General features: G+C 49.4%; 12 protein-coding genes. 6 read left to right on the top strand and 6 right to left on the bottom strand.

The annotated features are described in order from the left end of the window. Positions 1-379: 379 nt before the first annotated feature. Together JSU04_17205 and JSU04_17200 are read right to left on the bottom strand one after the other, a co-directional pair. Positions 380-1,477, bottom strand: coding sequence for a mechanosensitive ion channel (locus tag JSU04_17205; GenBank protein ID MBS1972051.1), 1,098 nt, complete (start codon positions 1,475-1,477; stop codon positions 380-382). Beyond that, positions 1,474-2,262 carry an undecaprenyl-diphosphate phosphatase gene (locus JSU04_17200; GenBank protein ID MBS1972050.1) on the bottom strand — a complete coding sequence of 263 codons (789 nt, stop codon included), beginning with the start codon at positions 2,260-2,262 and terminating at the stop codon, positions 1,474-1,476. Before JSU04_17200 ends, JSU04_17205 begins: the two co-directional genes overlap by 4 nt. 139 nt (positions 2,263-2,401) lie before the next feature. On the opposite strand from JSU04_17200, the gene JSU04_17195 reads away from it, so the two are divergent. From JSU04_17195 to JSU04_17180, 4 genes are all read left to right on the top strand, one after another. After that, complete coding sequence (locus tag JSU04_17195; GenBank protein MBS1972049.1) at positions 2,402-4,036, top strand: S8 family serine peptidase; 1,635 nt, start codon at positions 2,402-2,404, stop codon at positions 4,034-4,036. 119 nt (positions 4,037-4,155) lie between these two features. Continuing rightward, positions 4,156-9,993: an Ig-like domain-containing protein gene (locus tag JSU04_17190; GenBank protein MBS1972048.1), complete on the top strand. Its 5,838-nt coding sequence runs from the start codon at positions 4,156-4,158 to the stop codon at positions 9,991-9,993. Further along, positions 9,993-12,191 (top strand): transglycosylase domain-containing protein, encoded by a 2,199-nt coding sequence (locus JSU04_17185; GenBank protein ID MBS1972047.1) that lies wholly within the window; start codon positions 9,993-9,995, stop codon positions 12,189-12,191. The genes JSU04_17190 and JSU04_17185 overlap by 1 nt, the downstream gene beginning before the upstream one ends. 145 nt (positions 12,192-12,336) lie before the next feature. Beyond that, positions 12,337-12,951, top strand: coding sequence for a DUF4360 domain-containing protein (locus tag JSU04_17180; protein MBS1972046.1), 615 nt, complete (start codon positions 12,337-12,339; stop codon positions 12,949-12,951). A gap of 34 nt (positions 12,952-12,985) precedes the next feature. Here JSU04_17180 and JSU04_17175 read toward each other — a convergent pair whose 3' ends face one another. From JSU04_17175 to JSU04_17165, 3 genes are read right to left on the bottom strand one after another with little or no spacing between them, the layout of a single operon-like run. Then, entirely contained in the window at positions 12,986-13,816 is an 831-nt protein-coding gene (locus JSU04_17175) for a hypothetical protein (GenBank protein ID MBS1972045.1), read from the bottom strand. After that, the gene (locus JSU04_17170; protein MBS1972044.1) at positions 13,813-14,361 is read right to left on the bottom strand and encodes a septation protein IspZ; all 549 of its coding nucleotides are present in this window, start codon (positions 14,359-14,361) and stop codon (positions 13,813-13,815) included. The genes JSU04_17175 and JSU04_17170 overlap by 4 nt, the downstream gene beginning before the upstream one ends. Positions 14,362-14,377: 16 nt before the next feature. Beyond that, a complete protein-coding gene (locus JSU04_17165) occupies positions 14,378-15,727 on the bottom strand; it encodes a dihydroorotase (protein MBS1972043.1) in 1,350 nt (449 codons plus the stop codon). Positions 15,728-15,847: 120 nt separating this feature from the next. On the opposite strand from JSU04_17165, the gene JSU04_17160 reads away from it, so the two are divergent. Together JSU04_17160 and JSU04_17155 are read left to right on the top strand one after the other, a co-directional pair. Next, positions 15,848-16,747, top strand: a complete 900-nt coding sequence (locus tag JSU04_17160; GenBank protein ID MBS1972042.1) for a hypothetical protein — start codon at positions 15,848-15,850, stop codon at positions 16,745-16,747. Position 16,748: 1 nt separating this feature from the next. Next, entirely contained in the window at positions 16,749-17,480 is a 732-nt protein-coding gene (locus JSU04_17155) for a HEAT repeat domain-containing protein (protein MBS1972041.1), read from the top strand. Here the strand turns inward: JSU04_17155 and JSU04_17150 are convergent. Then, positions 17,477-18,193 carry a thioesterase gene (locus JSU04_17150; GenBank protein ID MBS1972040.1) on the bottom strand — a complete coding sequence of 239 codons (717 nt, stop codon included), beginning with the start codon at positions 18,191-18,193 and terminating at the stop codon, positions 17,477-17,479. The genes JSU04_17155 and JSU04_17150 overlap by 4 nt on opposite strands. Positions 18,194-18,257 lie beyond the last annotated feature (64 nt).

Genomic DNA, 18,257 nt, shown 5'->3' with positions numbered 1-18,257 from the left:
CATGAACTCAATGATATGGAAGCTCGTGGGTTTAAAAGAACAAAGAAGAAATCAAAGAACTCTACGGATAAACCTAAAACCCATGAGGAGGTAACGGAATAACTTACTACCAGCCAACCTTCTTCCTCAGATTATAGTGAACCTATAGGTTGACCTTAATCAGAGGGAGGAGATTGTTTCCGTTCTCACACGCTAAGACTTAGCGTACACACCCAGTCGCGGATAGCGCCTCGGCCATCCATCCATGAGACCCGAAGGGCAGCGCAGCTCTAGGTCCTCGATTCTCATGGATGGAGGCACGTCGGCGGTAGCCAGTAAGGACCCACGCGGGCGGAGCCAGCACTGACACAGGGGCCCCCGGCGGAGTCCCTCCGTGGCCCTAGATCGTGTTCTGCGTTCCCGCGTCTTGCATGTAGTACACTGTTTGCGTTGGGTAGGCGAAGATGACGCCCATTTCTTTTGCCGTGGAAAGAATCTCGCAGAAGATTTTTTGCTGGAGCTTCATTTCTTCGTTGGCGTCGAAGACCGCCAGGTGGAAATTCACTAATACGTTCAGGGTAGAATCCGCGAAGCCATTGAAAGCGACGATGATCGTGTCTTGTGCCACCGCAGGCTCTTGCGAAATGAGGTACTTCACGCGGGCGCAGAATTGCTCGATCAACTCCGGAGGTGTGTCGTAGTGCAGTCCCAATACCTGACGAATCCGGCGGTAGGGACGTGCGCCCATGTTATCGATTTTTTCAGAGGCCATCGTTGAGTTCGGGATCGTCACCAAAGAATTGTAGACAGTTCGAATACGGGTTGAGCGGAAGCCGATGGATTCGATGCTGCCCTCGACGTCGTTGATCTTCACGGCATCGCCAATCGAAAACGGGCGATCCAGCAAAATCATCACAGAGCCAATCAAGTTCTTAGCAGCATCTTGCGCTGCCAAAGCGAAGGCCAAGCCTCCGAGACCGAGACCCGCAAGTAACGACATCACATTCACGCCGAAATTTTGCAGAACGATCAGCACACCAAGAACCACCACCAGGATTTTTGCCGTCTTCACAGCCATCGGTGCCAGGTAATCGTCCATTGTGCTCGGAGTCTTTGCCGTATAATCCTTCACCACCTCGCCCAAAGCGTCCATCGCGATGTACGCCAAACGAAGCAGGTTCAAAGAAAAGATAATCTTAACGGTGATCGCCAAGTATTTATCAAGGCGAACCGGCAGCTCCAAAGCATCCAGAGTAAAGGACCAGATCAAAGTTATGAAGATCCAGGCTAACGCCGTTTCAATCGGCATTCGCGCATAGTATGAAATAAAACTTTTTGGTTTTTTCTGAAAGACCGAAAGCTTCTTCAGCTTGCGCGCCATATAGCGGAAGAATGAAAAGAACACGATGCCGGCAACGGCGACGCCGATCAAAACCAGCCACTTCCACGCGGCCACGCCAAAAGTCATTTCGTTCATCCAATGAGTCGCTTCGTTCATAGTTTGAGTTCCACTCCTGAGTAGATCATCACCAAGAAAATGATGCCCATCACAATACGATAGTAACCGAAATATTTAAAGCCATGACTCGACAGAAAACGAATGAAGGATTTGATCGCAATAATGGCCACACAGAATGCAATGATGTTGCCGATGAGAAGCAGTGAAATTTGCGACGACTCGATGGTCTTGTAAAGTTTCAACGTCTTATAAAGAGTGGCGGCCGCTAAAGTCGGCACGGCCAGGAAGAATGAAAACTCCGCCGCCTCTTTGCGGTTCATGCCGAGGCTGAGGCCGCCAATAATAGTTGCTGCGGAGCGAGACACACCTGGAATCATCGCGATGGACTGGAAAAGTCCGAGGAACACACTGTCTTTATATGTCAGCTGATCGGTTTTGCGGCCCTCGTGATTCAAGTGCGCAAAGTATTTGTCCGTAAGGATAAGAATAATACCGCCGATAATAAACGACCACGCAACCACTTGAGCGCTGCCGAGGAGAATGTCGACGTAGTCTTTGACAATAAATCCGATGACGGCCGTTGGCAAAAAAGCCACGAAGAGTTTCTTATAGAAGCTCCAGTGGGGGAGGAATCGCCGCCAATAGACAACAAGGACGGCCAAAATGGCCCCGAACTGAATGATGACTTCAAAACTTTTAACAAAGTCATTTTCCTGAATGCCCATCATATAGGAGGTCAAAACCATGTGACCCGTCGATGAAATAGGTAAAAACTCTGTCAATCCTTCAACAATAGCGAGAATAACGGCTTGTATTAATGTCATGGCCAAGGATTGTTGTAGAGAGTTGTTCCACTTTCAACTGTTGCTTTGTGTGTCATAAAATTAAGATTCTTAAAAGATTTTGCTGTATTTCGATTAGTAAGTCTGACTATGATTTTTTCCAACCACGGAGGGATCTACTATGAAACGCATTTTATTCGTGAGCGCGTTGCTAGTTTCTACTCAGGTATTCGCGGGGGAATATCTGGTTAAGTATAGAAACACTAGCGCGTACTCTACACTCAGCACTCTTTCTTACAGCAACCAAATCCAAGTGTTGGACAACCACACTATCGGCCGTTTGGTTAAAGTAGATATCAATAAGCAAAATGAAGCGGCAACTTTGGCTTCATTGTTGAAAAATCCAGCAATTGAATACGTTGTGCCAAACTTCAAATTGCACACTTTCTCAGCGCCAATGGATATGATGGCTTTGAAAAATCAATGGGCCAATGCAAAAGTGCAAGTTGAACAGGCATGGCAACGTGCTGGTAACAAAGGCAGCAAGAACGTTCTTGTGGCAGTGATCGACACGGGTGTTGATTACAATCACGATGCTTTGAAACCAAACATGGTTCAAGGTTATGACTTTGCTGAAAACGACAACGATCCAATGGATAAAACTGGTTTCCAAAACCCTGGTCACGGGACTCACTGTGCGGGTGTGATTGGCGCGACGGGTGTTATTGATGGTGGTATCGTCGGTATCAGCCCTGAAGTTTCTATCATGCCTCTTCGTTTCTTGACTGAAAACGGATCCGGTGACTTGAACAACGCGATCAAAGCTATCGACTATGCGATCGCTAACAAAGTTCAAGTGATCTCTGCTTCTTGGGGTGCTTCTGTTCCTCGCGCGACGGCTCAGCCATTGCTTGAGGCAGTAAAACGCGCTGATGACGCTGGTTTGATCTTCGTCGCTGCTGCAGCGAACGATGGTAAAAACAACGATACGACTGAAGTATATCCTGCGAACAACGGTTTGCCGAATTCAATCACTGTTGCGGCTTCTGGCCCTAACGATGAGAAACCATCTTGGTCAAACTACGGAACTGCAAAAGTTCACTTGGCTTCTCCAGGCTTGAACATCACTTCTACTTTGCCAGGTAACAAATACGGCGACTTGTCTGGAACTTCTATGGCAACTCCGCTTGTATCTGGTTTGGTTGCTTTGATGAAAGCTCAAGATGCATCTTTGACAGGTGCTCAAGTGCGCGCGATCTTGCAAACAACTGGTGCGAAAGCTCAGATCCAAACTGCATGTAACTGCCGTGTGGACGCTCTTGCAGCTGTTGATGCTGTGATCTCTAAGAAGATGACTTTGGTTCCGGCTGCTGCAACTATCGGCTCTGGCGAAAAGATCAACTTCCAAGTATGGCATGGAACGGCTCCATTCACATTCACTAGCAGCAACTCATCTGTAGCTTCTGTGAACAACAATGGTGAATTGACAGGCATGAGCAACGGGACAACTGTTGTGACTGTGACAGATTCAACTGGCAAGACTGCTGCAACTTTGAACATCAATGTGGGCGCAGGTTCTTCTCAACCAGCTCCACAACCAACGCCACCGTCGAATCCTGGCAACCCTGGTCAACCACCAGCTCCGCCAGATCCAAATCCACCAAGCAATCCGCCACCGAGCAACCCACCGCCAAGCAATCCTCCTGGCAACCCAGGAAACCCTGGCCAACCTGGACAATGCCCACTCGGCGATCCGATGATCTGCCAAATCATCTGCCAGCTTGAACCAAGTCTTCCATTCTGCGGCACTCCATAAAAGAGTGTTGCTGTAAAAAGACAAATTACAGGCGACGAAAAGGCTCCGGAAACGGGGCCTTTTTTATTGCTCGAAGCGTTCCACAATTATAGTTTAGTGCCTCTTATATAAGAGGAATCATGACTACAAAAACGCTTCTGTTTTTCGCTTCTTTTCTTTTTTTCAACATTGCCAATGCCCAAAATCTGCAAGTGATGCGTGTTCTTCCGACCGGAGAAAATGTCACGCAAACAGATTCCGTGAACATCACTTTCAATAAGCCGATGGTGGCCTTGGGTGAGTTTGAGAAGACTGCTCAGATTCCTGTTACGATCACGCCGAAGCTGGAGTGCGAGTGGCGTTGGATTAACACCACGACGCTGTCATGTAAGCTTGCTGAAAATCAGCAGCTGAAGTTTGCAACCGAGTACCGCGTTGTCGTGAAGAAAGAGATCAAGGATCTCAAAGGCGTCAGTCTTGCTCAGGATTTCATGAGCACGTTTGCGACGGCTCGTCCGGCAGTGACGTATCATGATTTCAGTCGTTGGTTGTCGCCAGGCTTTCCGATTGTGAACTTGAGCTTTAATAGCTTTGTCACTGCAGAGAGCGTGATGAAGTCCATCGAATTCACCGAGAACGGTGTGGCGGTGCCGACGCGTGTTCTATCTCTTGAGGCGGCAGAAAAGATTTATCTTAACAGTGATAAGGTAAATGAAGTCATGAAAGCCGTGAAAGAAGAGGCCAAAGCCGGCACGGTTTCTCAGCGCTGGACGGTGGTGCCGCGCTCGGATTTCAAAGATGGCGCCAACGTCTCTGTGCATGTGAAGCCGGGGTTGCAAGGTAAAGAAGGTCCGTTATTGGGCGCAGAAAATCGCGACGTCGTGACCTTTGTGACGTACCCGGCATTTAAGTTTGCCGGCTTTAACTGTCCTGACGATGAGGGATCTGCAAATCCGAACATGGCGCCGCTGACGGGGTCGACATGCAACCCGCTGAAGAATCTTTATGTGAAGTTCTCTGTGCCTGTGAATCTCGATAGCTTTAAAAAGAACTGTACTTTCTCGCCGCTAAAGAAAGGCGAGGGGGAAGAAGAGTTCTGGGCGAATGTTTATAGCTACGCTAGCTACAACGCGGCTCCCGTCGCCAACGGAGTCTTCTCAGTGCAGTTGCCGGCGGTGGCGAAAGCTCGCACCGACTTCACACTGGCTTGTAATGAAAATGTTGAAGACATGTTCGGTCGTAAGCTCGGCGCGAAGTTTCAGATTGGTTTTAAAACGGATCCGCGCTCTCCGAAGCTGATGCTCGGTTATGAGTTCGGCGTTTTGGAAAAAGGCATTGATTCTGAAATCCCGGTGTTTGTCACAAATTTGACGGACGTGTACGCGCAGTATTCCGCTAAAACAGCGGCGCTCGTGAAGAAGAACCAAAAAATTCCGGTCGCTCTACAAAAAGTCGACGACCTTGCTTACGCAACTCCACTCGGCGTGCGTAAGATGCTCGATGGCCAGAGCGGGGTTGTGTATTCAGTGTTAACGAGTTCGACGTTGCCTACGGGCTATGAGGAAAGTCGCAACCGTGGTTTCTTCCAGGTAACACCTTTCTATGTTCACTACAAAGAAGGTCACTACAATAGTTTGATCTGGGTGAAAGACCTTGCGACCGGGAAACCTATTGAAGGCGCAGATATTACATTATTCAGTTCGACCTTTGCGATGATCGCAGATCTTCATAGCGAAAAAGTTCTCGGTAAAACCGGTAAAGAGGGCCTGGCCAACTTGCCGGGGACGATCAGTTATGATCCGGATTTAACGGGCCGTCGTTATGGCTTTAATGATCCGAAGCTGATGATTCAAGTGAAGAAAGGCAACGACATTGCGATTGTGCCTTTGGCATATGAGTTCCAGTCCTATGCGCAGTGGAATTCGCGTGAAGGGGAGTATTCGTATTCTTCTCCGCAAACCAAGTACGGGCATATTAAAATCTGGGGAACGTCTCCGCAAGGCGTGTACCGTGCGGGGGACACAATTGATTTTAAAATCTACGTGCGTGAGCAAAATGTTCAGCGTTTTGTCCCGGCTCCGAAAGGGACTTACAGCCTTGTTGTGACGGACCCAACGGGCAACCAAGTCTTTAAACAAGATAAAATTCTTCTGAACGACTTCGGTGGCTTCAATGGTTCATTTAAGACTGCGAAGAATGCGCCGGTCGGCTGGTATCGCTTCCATGTCAATTCGAACTATCTCGAGAAACGAAACGGCGCTGAGAGTGGTGATTCCGAAGACGGTGAAGGTGGCGGCCGCGTCGCGGGAATTGTTTCACACAAAGTTTTGGTGACGGACTTCACTCCGGCGCCATTCCGTCCTGAAAATGATATTGATCGCGATATCTATCGCTTTGGTGAAAAGATCACTTTGAACTCGCGGGGGCGTTTGCATTCCGGGGGACCATTTGCTGATGCGAAAGCACGTATCAACGTATCTCTGGTCAGAGGAGATTTTGAACCTCAGAAAAACCCGTTGGCGGAACGTTACGGTTTTCAGTGCAGTGGCGGTTACTATGGCCAGCGCGAAACCGTGTTTGAAAAAGAAGAGCAGCTCAATCACCAAGGGGATTTGAAAAATGAAATTCCTTTGAGCGAGAAAAACATTCAGTGCGGTCGCTTGATCGTAACAAGCGATATCTCGGATGACCGCGGCAAGTTCTATTCGGCGGTGAAGTCGGCGAAGTATTATGCTGTGGATCGCTTTGTCGGTCTTCGTCAGGATAAGTTCTTTTATCAAGCCAATCAGGAAGCCGATTTCAACTACATCGTTGTCGATACCAAGAGCCAGGTGTTGAAAGGAATTCCGGTCGATATTGAAATTCAGCGCCTTGAAGTGAAGAAAGTCCGTATGAAGGGCTCGGGCAATGCTTATCTCGAAGAAACCAAATCTGAATGGGTCAAGGCGGGTTCTTGCACGAAAGCAACGAGTGAAAAAGACTCTACCTGCAGCTTCCGTCCGACGATGGCCGGCAGCTACAAAATCATCGCGAAAGTGAAAGATGGACAAGGTCGCGAGAACGTCAATACTCAGTCGATGTATGTGGCGGGTAAAGATATCGTCGTCTGGGACACGGATGAGAACTCTTCTTTAAGTATCATTGCTGAGAAGTCGAATCCAAAAGTCGGTGAGACCGCGAAATACCTCGTACAGAATCCATTCCCGGGGGCTGAGGCTTTGATTTCGATTGAACGTTATGGCGTTTTGAAATCGTGGACTCAAAAATTTGACACCTCAACACCGGTTGTAGAAGTTCCGATCACTGAAGACATGCTGCCGGGAGCGCATTTGTCGGTGACGGTGTTCTCTCCGCGGGTGGTAAAACCGCTGGGTGAAAACCAAGTCGATCTTGGTAAACCGACGTTTAAGATGGGTTACATTAAAATCGTTCCAGACAATCCGGTGAAAAAGATTGATGTCAAAGTTGTGACAGATGCGCCGGAGTACAAGCCGGGCTCGAAAGTCACAGTCAACTTAGCAGCGTCGACCAAATCGCCGCGTCCGCTTGAGAAAGTCGAATTTGCTGTCGCAGTTCTTGATGAGGCCGTGTTTGACCTCATCAACGGCGGAAGCGATTACTTTGATATCTATAAGGGCTTCTATCAGCTCGATCCATTAGATGTGACGAATTTTGATATATTAATGCAGCTCGTGGGGCGCAGAAAGTTTGAAAAGAAGGGCGCCAATGCCGGTGGTGACGGGGGCGGTCTTTCTATGCGCTCGGTCTTTAAGTACGTTGCGTATTGGAATCCTTCTCTGAAAGCCGATAATAAAGGCCAAGTAAAGTTTGATTTTAAAATCCCTGACAACCTTACAGGCTGGCGTGTTCTTGTGATCGCGACAACGGCGAGCGATCGCATGGGACTTGGCCAAGGCACATTCAAAGCCAATCGCCCGACAGAAGTTCGCCCGGTGATGCCTAATATCGTCCGTGAAGGTGATACCTTTAAAGGGGCTTTCAGTGTGATGAACCGCACGGATAAACCCCGCGACTTGAAAGTCACTGTGAGCGCAACGGGTGATGTGGTTCTTGATCCGAAGAGCAACGCACTCATTGAAAAAACAGTGCATGCAGAACCATACAAGCGTCAGATTGTTGACTTCGACGTGAAGGTGCCGCTCTTAAAAGAAATCCGTAACGCTGCTGACGGCAATATCCAGTTCACAGTGGTTGCGGGGGATGCGCTGGATAAAGACGGCATGAAATCCGATTTGCCAGTCCTCAGAAAACGCTCATTCCTGACGGAAGCAAACTATGTTTCTACGACCGAAGCGAAATCCAAAGAAGCGGTGAGCTTCCCGAAAGATATTTACACGGATGTGGGTAACATAACAGTTGCGGCAACAGGAACCGTGATCGGTAACGTGGAAAGCGCGTTTGCTTACATGCGCTCTTATCCATATATGTGCTGGGAACAGCGCCTCACAAAAGGTGTGGCGGCGAGTAGTTTCTTCAAGCTGCAAGACTATATTGATCCGAACTTTAAATGGCCTCAAGCTCCGGAGATCGTGAAAATGACTCTCGAAGATGCGACGGGCTTCCAAGCTCCGAATGGGGGCATGTGCTACTACCAGGCAAAAGACAGTTATGTGTCACCTTACTTGAGTGCTTACACGGCGCTTGCGTTTGGCTGGCTCAAAGAGCGCGGTGAAAAAGTTCCTGCGGCGATGCTTGAGAAGTTGAACAAGTACCTCTTGGGAATGCTTCGTACGGATGTTTCTCCGAGCTTCTACTCGGCGGGGATGTCTTCGACGGTGCGGGCAGTGGCTCTTGCGGCTTTAGCGAAATCGAAGTCTATTAACTCACAAGATGTTGAGCGCTATCGTTCTCACATCAAGACCATGGATCTCTTCGGGAAGGCTCACTACTTGCAAGCAGCATTACAGTTCTCGGATCGTGAAGCGGCGGCGAAAGAGGCCCTCAGTGCGATCTTAGGAACGGCGAATGAAACCGGCGGTAAGTTCCGCTTCTCTGAAGTGCAGGATTTCGGCTGGACACGCATTCACTCCACTGAAACGCGCACTCAGTGTGCGATTTTATCAGCCCTCTCTCAGGCGGCGGTAAAACCTTGGGCTCAGTCGATGATTTCAGATGTGCCATTCAAACTGGTTCGCACCATCACTCAGGCTCGTAAGGGCAAAGAACGCTGGGAAAACACTCAAGAGAACATGTTCTGCTCCGAAGCCTTGATTGATTACGGCCGCCGTTATGAAGCCACGAAGCCGGCAATGAAAGTCAGTGTTTCTTTGGCGGGTAAAAACTTTGGCTCGGGCGAGATCAAAGATTTCCGTCAAAAGCCTTTGGAATTTAAACGCGATATTCTGCCAACAGATCCGGGCACGAAAACCGAGATTCAAATCGATCGCACAGGCCAAGGAAGATTGTACTATACGGCCGCGATCACCTACGCACCGAAAGAAGACTTCGCGAAAAGCCGTAATGCTGGGATCGAAGCTCGCCGTGAGTACCTCGTTGAGCGCGCAGGTAAGTTTGTTCTTTTGACCTCGCCAATGAAAATTAAAAAAGGTGAACTCGTTCGCGTGAACCTTTACGTCAACGTCCCATCTGCTCGCAGCTTTGTCGTTGTGAATGATCCGGTTCCAGGCGGCCTCGAGGTCTTGAACGAAGATCTGGCAAACACATCGGCTGTAGATGCTAACAAAGCTAAGGACAAGATCGATCGCGGTGCTTATCTATGGAAGTTTGATGACTGGAACTACTTCTCAGAAAGCTTCTATGGATTCTATCATCAAGAAATTCGTCACGACAGCGTCCGTTTCTACTCGGAGTACCTTGAAAAAGGTCGCTATCAGCTTTCATACATGGCCCAAGCCATTGCGCCGGGCTCGTTTGTTGTGATGCCGATGCATGCAGAAGAAATGTATGACCCGGATGTCTTTGGTAAAACCACAGCGGATACTCTTGAGGTTCAATAGTGTATAAAGTGGTGCGCGGGATGATTCTTGGATTCGTTTTTCTTGTGACAGCTGTCATGGGAAAGACGATCTATGACTTCCGCTTGCCGCCGAAGAACTCGTTTGAGGTTTCAGGCCAAGTTCAGCGTCAGTTGATTGTCGATCGTCGCGGCGATCGCCTCGTTGATACCTACGACAATCGCTGGAACGAGTTCGATCAAGTCGCTATTTCGGCGGTGCCGGAGTTTCTCGTCAAAGCGTTTCTGACTTCGGAAGATCGCAAGTTTTACACTCATATGGGTGTTGATTGGCAGGGGCGGGCGAGCGCACTTTATGCGGCTCTTCGGGACCGGCAGATTCATCGGGGCGCAAGTACGATTACTGAACAAGTTGTCAGAATGCTGACACCTCGACCGCGCACGTTCTGGTCACGTTGGATTGAAACTTGGGAAGCGTACGCGCTTGAGGCACGCTGGGATAAAGTCACGATCCTCGAATTTTATCTGAATCAAGTTCCTTACAGTGGCAAACGCCGCGGAGTGAATCAGGCTTCAAGATATTATTTCGGCCGCGACATCGGGACTCTGAACCACGCCGAGATGCTGAGCCTTGCCGTGCTGGTTCGTGCGCCGTCGTCGTTTGATCCGAAACTTTACCCTGAAAGACTGATTAAGCGGATCGAGTGGCTCGCAAAAGACATGGGGATTGATCTTGCGAGTGAAGAGTCGATTCATGTGGCAAAACTAAGTGGCTTTGATCTGTCGCGGATGTCGCAGGTTGAAATCAATGCCAGTGCCTTTTCTGATTTTGCACGGAAGTCGTTTCAAGAGTGGGGAAAGAGCCACGGAGTAACCGCGGGCATTATTGAAACCACGATCGACGGTGGCCTGCAGAATTTTTCGCAGAATCTTTTAGATCATGAAATTGAAAACCTTAAAAAGAAGAACGTGAATCACGGCGCTCTGTTGGTGGCGGATCATCAGACGGGGGAAGTGCTTGCATGGTCCGTTTCAGGCGGCACGAGCTACAATACGGTTCTTGTTCCGCGCCAGCCGGGTTCAACACTAAAACCGTTCTTATATGGTCTGGCTTTTCAAAAGGGATGGACACCGGCGACAGTGATTATTGATGAGCCGCTAGTAACTGCTGTTGGCCGCGGAGTGCACGCCATTCGTAATTACAGCCGAGAATACTATGGCCCGGTGACCATCCGTGAAGCTCTCGGGAATTCTCTGAACACTCCGGCGATTAAGACCGTCAAGTTCGTGACACCGGAAGCGTTGCTAGAATTTATGAAACGCGCGCAGTTTTCAACCTTGCGCGAGAACGCTGATTTTTATGGCGAGGGGTTAGCCCTCGGAAGCAGTGAAGTGACGTTATTGGATCTGGTGCAAGCTTATACTTTGTTTGCCAACGAAGGACGCGTGCGTCCGCTTCGCTGGTTTAAGATGGAGCCGACTCGCACCACAGAACCCATCTTGGAACCAATGGCGGCAAGTTTGGTAAGCAATATCTTAGCTGATCCGAAAGCACGTTTGATGGAATTCGGTGCCACTTCGATTCTGAACTTTCCGGCACCAACTTCAGTGAAAACCGGAACCGCCACCGATTATCGTGATGCCTGGGCTGTCGGATTTAACGGCCGCTATGTGGTCGGCGTGTGGATGGGCGATTTGGATCGTCGTCCGACAGAGGGGAACACCGGTGCGCGTGGTCCCGCTTTGCTCTTAAGATCGGTGTTTAATTATCTCAATCAAGAAATGCCGGCGACCAAACCGCTGGCATTGAATGAAAACCTCATCGCGCAAGAGATCTGCAAACAAGGTGAGATGGTGACATTAAAGACCGCGAATGAGTGCCAATCTTACACCGAATATTTCATCCCCGGCACAGAGCTAAAAAACACCGTGGGCTCGGTAGCAAATTCGGCGGTAGGAACGGTGCATACGGAGGCGCGCATTTCATTCCCGCTCCCGCATGTGGAGCTTGCCTGGGATCCGCGCTTACCAGCCAACGCGCAGGCACTAGAGCTTAAAGTTGAAAACGCCGGCGCGAAAGACCGCGTGCGCTGGTGGATGAATGAAAAGTACTTAGGTGAAACTACAAACAAGAATTTAATGTGGCCGATCTCACGTGGCACTCAAAAACTCTCAGCGCAACTCATTCGCGAAGATGGTAGCACCGAAACACTTCGTCCTGTTCCCTTCTTAGTGAAATAAAAAATCTCCGGACAATCCGACACCGAAAAACCAAAACGCACCAGTTTCGTTCAGTCTCCAAAACACTTGGCCCGTGCTTTGCTTTAGTGTTTCTGCGTGAGTGATGTTTCTGCAAAATGAAACCACCATTAACACCAAAAGGGGGATTTTTATGAAGCTACTATCGTCTGTTCTTTCCGTGCTACTTGTTGCGGGGAGTCTAACAGCTCAGGCGCAAACTGGCCTTAAACTCGGTCAGCCTGCTTACGGAGGCACAGGGTGTCCTGCCGGAAGTGCGAGCGTCACCTTGAGTCCGGATGAGACGGCGCTCAGTATTCTTTTCGATTCGTACTTGGCGGAAGCGGGTTCGACAACGGGAAGAACAGTGGATCGCAAATCGTGCAACATCTCGATTCCGGTTCAAGTCCCTAATGGTTACAGCGTTTCCATTTTCCAAGTGGATTATCGCGGCTTCAACTTGATTCCAGCGGCGGGTGCTTACACTCGTATGGATACTGAGTACTTTTGGGCAGGATCTCGCGGTCCTCGCTTTGCCCGTGTGTACTCTGGTCCTACTAATGACAACTATACTTTGTCTGATGGTCTCGTGGCGCAAACTATGGTTTGGACTCCGTGCGGAGCTAGCGTGAATCTTCGCGTGAACAGCTCGATCATGGCGCAAACAAACCGCCAACAGCAACAAACTATGATCACGGTCGACTCTGCCGATTTGACATCAGGTTTGGTGTACCACCTTCAGTGGAGAAGATGCGGTCCGTAGTTTTTAAAATTTAAATTTGGAGTCTTGCTGCTTTCTAGTCCTTAGCAGCGAGGCGCTCCAAAGAAGAGGCTTTTTCCGTGAGACTTTCACTGAGAAGCTTCTTCTGTTTTTCGTTCATGGACTTGATAAGGCTGTAAATGAATTTTTCAAGCCCGGCTTGATAGCTCACCAAAGCCTTCTGATAGTCAGGGTCTGCGTACTGATACTTGTTATGGTAGTAGTTGCGGACGAAGTTTTTAAGGCTCTCGGGAGACTTTCGGGCTTCATGAAACTTCTCAAGGACGTAGTTTTTATTTTTTACTAGTGCTAATGCGGGGAAAGGGTTTTCATCCAAATGTTGGTTCAAAAGCTGGTCTTGGTCTTTCGACAGAGAATCAATCCACATTTCCACCCAACGAAGATATTTCTTACGGGTTTCATTACGGGTCTTCTTGCCGTTTTGAATCTTCTTTTCATCCTCTACGTTATTTTTTCGCAGGGTGCGTTCAAAATGTTCTAGCTGAGCCGGTGTCGTCGTTGAAATAAACTTAACGGCGGTGTCGGCGAAGTACGGCTGAATCTTTTTACTGGTATCCAGAGTTTTATCAAAATAGTCGTGGAAGGACGCTTCATTAAGAGTATCGTCACGAACATCTTTTTCGAAGCGACGGAGTTCTGCCGCCCACAGAGGAAATTGTTCTTTGCGGATCTTCTCAATGTCTTTCTTCAGTGATTCTTTGAGATCTTTTCTTTGCGTAGACTTAATATCAAAATAGTCATCCACTTGCGAAACGATATAGGTATCAGCCCACGAAACGGCGACATCGAGTTTGCTACAGCTAACGGTCGCAGAGAAACACAAAATTATAGCGAGAAGCTTCTTCATTCCTTCATGTTAACTGCAGATCGGCGCAGATAAAAGACCTCGGCCCCCAAATAAACGATAAAACTGACGGTGAGACCAATGCCCTTTAACAAGGCCCAGTTTGTTGTCGTCCACTCCAGAGCTGCCCAAATGGCGAGGCCAGTATGAATCGCAAAGAAAAACCCGGTCCGAAGAGTCACGCCACCAAGTTTTTTCTTAATCGGCTCCGGCAGCTGTTGACCTTGTTTTTCAGCGAGGAAAACTAGCAGCGGCTTTTTAATAAGGTACGAGCCCCACATGGCGATCGCAAAAGCACCCTCCATGATGGCGGGCTGAAGTTTAAACCACAGTCCTTCGCTGGAAATCAGCGAGATCCCACCGAGGACGAGCAATAAACCATTTCCGATCCAAGTCATCGTCGCGACTTTGCGGTGACGAATGAGTTCAAAAAGAATTTCGCCAAAACCAAACACCATGCCGGCGATAAGACCCGCGATCACGCCGTACTTTTCTTCGATCACAGTAAAGGCAATGACGGGAAGAAGCCCGCCGAAAAAGAAGGACAGCGCCGCTTGTCGGCCGTTAGTTGGTCTCAAACCAAGCTCCCTGACCGCGATGCGGAGAAACGATGAAATCGTTTTCCATCACGACTTCGCCGAGCAAAATCGTGTGCGTCGGCCAGCCTTGAACTTTCATTCCATCATAGGGAGTCCAGCCGGAGCGGCTGGCGATCCAGCTGTTTTCAATCACCCGCTCTTTTTTCATATCGACAACCGTGAAGTCGGCGTCACAGCCCACTTCAATGCGGCCTTTGTCTTTGAGGCCGAATACGCGGCGTGGATTTTCAGTCACAAGTTGCACAAAATGCGTGAGTGGCAAGCGACCTTGGTTCACGTGATTGAGCATAATCGGTAGCAGTGTTTGCACGCCCGGCATGCCCGAAGGACTTTGCGGATAAGGGCGTTCTTTTTCTTCGCGCGTATGTGGCGCATGATCCGAACCGATAATATCCACCGTGCCGTCGAGAACCGCTTTCCAGATGCGGTCCATATGGCGCTTTTCACGAATCGGCGGATTCTGCTGAGCATAGTTTTTCAAACGATCATAGCAGTCCGGAGCAAACAGCGTCAGATGCTGGGGTAAAACTTCGACCGTGGCGATATCTTTCTTGTCTTGCAAGAAGTCCATCTCATCGCCGGTGGAAACATGCAGAACATGAACTTTGCGGCCGGTTTTGCGAGCAAGGCCTATCAGACGTTTGGTTGAAATCAAAGCCGACTCAGCATCGCGCCATACGGGATGCATGTGGACGTCCTGGGAATCCGTAGCGATGTGACGGCGCTCGCGCATGCGGGCTTCATCTTCCGAGTGAACAATCACGCGGCGATGACCGGAGCGCATGATTTTTTCAAGCGCCTCGTCGTTATCCACGAGCAGGCTGCCGGTGGAGCTTCCCATAAAGATTTTGACGCCAGAGCAGTGGGGAAGCACTTCTAGTTTTGCTAATTCGCTCGCGTTTTCAGCCGAAGCGCCGATGAAAAAGGCATAGTGAGAGTGACAGCGATTCTGGGCACGATGGAGTTTGTCTTCAAAGGCTTCTTGAGTCGTAGTTGAAGGGGCCGTGTTCGGCATTTCAAAAACTGTTGTTATTCCACCAAGGACGGCACCGCGAGTTCCTGTTTCAAGGTCTTCTTTATGAGTCAAACCCGGTTCGCGAAAATGAACTTGGGAGTCGATCACTCCGGGCAGCAAATGCAAGCCTTTAAGGTCCAGGGTTTTTGCTGCGGACTCATTAATTTGCGGGGCAATTTTTGCGATCTTGCGGTCCGCGACCGCCACGTCGAGTTTGTCCTCGATAAGGCCTAAACCATGTGGGTTTGGAACAAGAACAGTGGCGTTTTTGAGTATTAAATCGAACGGCGTTTGCGACATAAATCACCTGCTTGAAGAACACGCTAGCACGAGGCCCCTTCTTTGGTCTAGACGGAAAGAAGGAGAGTTTTACCGAGGCTTCTTGACCTTGTGCAACTAGGCGGTGAGAATGAGCTAAGCATGGAAAAATTTTTGGAATTTTGGAGTCATTATAACGCGGCCATCATTGAAACTTTGGTGGCATTGATCCTAATTTCGGCGATCTATCTCGCATATCGCACTTTCTTTGGTGCAAAAGGCGTTGATACTTTCGATACCAGCGGTGGTGGCGGTGCCGACACTGTCAAAATCGAAAAGACTTTACAAAAAATCCTGGAACAACAGCAAGCCAGCATTAAAGCTGCGGGTTCTATTCATGAGGGCGCCGCAGGTGCCAGTGCCGGCGGAGAAGCTCCGGTTGAAATGATTCAAGAGCTTGCTCAGTTAAAAAAAGCTCTCGAAGAAAAAGAAAAACAAATTGTCGGTCTACAAGATAAAGCGGCGGCAGCAGCAAAAGCAGCCCAAGCCGGTACCGGTGGACCCAGCGCTCAAGACATCGCAGCAGCAGCTTCTGCAGCAGCGGGCCTAGCTGAAAAAGAGCGTCTTGATTACGAAGCAAAAATCAAAGAACTAGAAGCCCGTTTAGCGGAGTATGAAATTATCAGCGAAGACATCGCGGATCTTTCATTCTTCAAAGAAGAAAACGCGCGTTTGACAAAAGAGCTCGAGGCCGTTCGTGGCGGTGGTGGAGCTCCGGCCGCTCCGCCAGCTCCCGCAGCCCCAGCCGCTCCGGCGGCACCAGCAGCAGCCCCAGCGGCTGCTGCTGCACCTGTTGCTGAAGCCACGGCACCGGCGGCAGAACCGGCTCCGGCGGCTTCGACAGAAGCAGCGGGCGCAATTGATGACTCCCTGATGGCGGAATTTGCCGCTGCAGTGGAAGGACAGAAGTCCGGCACTCTTGAACCTGCACCTGCGGCTCCACCAGCTGATGAAAACGAAAAGCTTCTTGCTGAATTCGAAAACTTCAACAAAAAGAGTTAGTATGAAAAAATTAATCCTGACTGCGACTTTGGCTCTCGTTCCTACGTTGAGTGTGCAAGCGGCTATTCCCGCTAAAAACAATCTGCGCCCCCGCGTGATGGAGATCTTGAATCTTCCACCAGAAAACCGCACCCAAGCTTTGCTTTCAACGACGGAAGATATGTACAAAGAGTTTATCTCTGTTGCCTTTGCCGAAGATCAAAGCATGCGTCTTCGTTGGCGCGCCTTGATGATGGCTGCTGAAGGCCGTCGCGAAAAATCGACGCCGGATCTTTTGAAAGCGTCTGTTCACAAGCAATGGTTCATGCGTAACGCCGCTTTAGTGGCACTGGCTGAAGTGAATGATCCTGAAGCACAAAAACTGGCGAAGAAACTTTTGAAAGACAAAGCTCTCGTGGTTCGCTCGGCGGCGGTCGACGTTTTGCAAAAGAGCCCTCGTCCTGAAGTGCGCGATCTTTTGTGGGAAGAGATGAATCAAAAGTACAACTTCCGCAATCAAGAAAGTCTTTGGATCCGTTCACAAATCGTTGAAGCCATGGCACAAAAGCCGGCGGATCACGAGTTGAAACTTTTCACGAAATTCCTTAACGATAAAGACGCTCGTGTTCAAGCAGCCTCTGTCGGTGGAATGGAAAAGCTCACGGGTGTTAAACTCGGTGATGCAAAAACGACGCGCGAGAAAATGGTTTTGCTCTGGCAAGATTATGCTCGTAAAGAAAAGCTCACTCTTTAGAGCTTAAGCAACTCGCCCAAGACTCCGGGCATCTGAGAAAAGATATAAAAATGATCCCCTGTGAAGAGCAGGGGATTTTTTTTCGCCTCCACGAGGTTTTGCCATTCGCTCAAACCCTGTAAAGAGACCTGCGGATCGTCCGTGCCGCCGAAAACCAAAGTCGGGACCGCGAGCTTTTCCTGGCGATGCGGATTATGAAAACTCGCCATCACCGAGAAATCATTGCGAAGAGCCCGCAGGGTCATCGTCAGAAACGTCGGTTCACGTTTTACAATCGCTGGTAGCTCCTGAAACTTTTCAATTTCATTTACAAGATCTGTATCCGTCATGGTGCTGAGGCGTTCGTGACCTAAGCGGCTTTCTGGAGAAGATCCGCGGAGTGCCGAAAGTCCCAGACCGCGAAGATCGATGTTCCCCTGAAGTTCCCACGCCAAAGCATAAGCGACGAGCGCGCCGAAACTATGACCCAAGAAATACGTGGGCAGCGGCGGAAGTGCGAGGATGTTTTCTTTCATCGCAGTCAATAGCTCTGTCATCGAAGTGAACGGGGGTTCATCCAGGCGCAGGAAGCGGCCGGGCAGATCCATGCAATAGATTTCATATTTGCTAGTAAACGGCTTTAAAGACGGAAAGTACTGGCCGCCACCGCCGCCGGCGTGATGAAACAGGATAAGCCTCTTCGCCCCTGATGAATTTGGCATCTTTTTAAGCACGGAAATCATATGTAATAAGGAAATACTATCGGGAGCCCCTAGACAAGAGCTTTTGGGGCTGTTA

It is taken from the genome of Bdellovibrionales bacterium, from assembly GCA_018266295.1.
In the GTDB taxonomy this organism is placed as follows: Bacteria; Bdellovibrionota; Bdellovibrionia; order Bdellovibrionales; family Bdellovibrionaceae; genus JACMRP01.
This window is presented reverse-complemented; position numbering and strand designations above follow the sequence as displayed.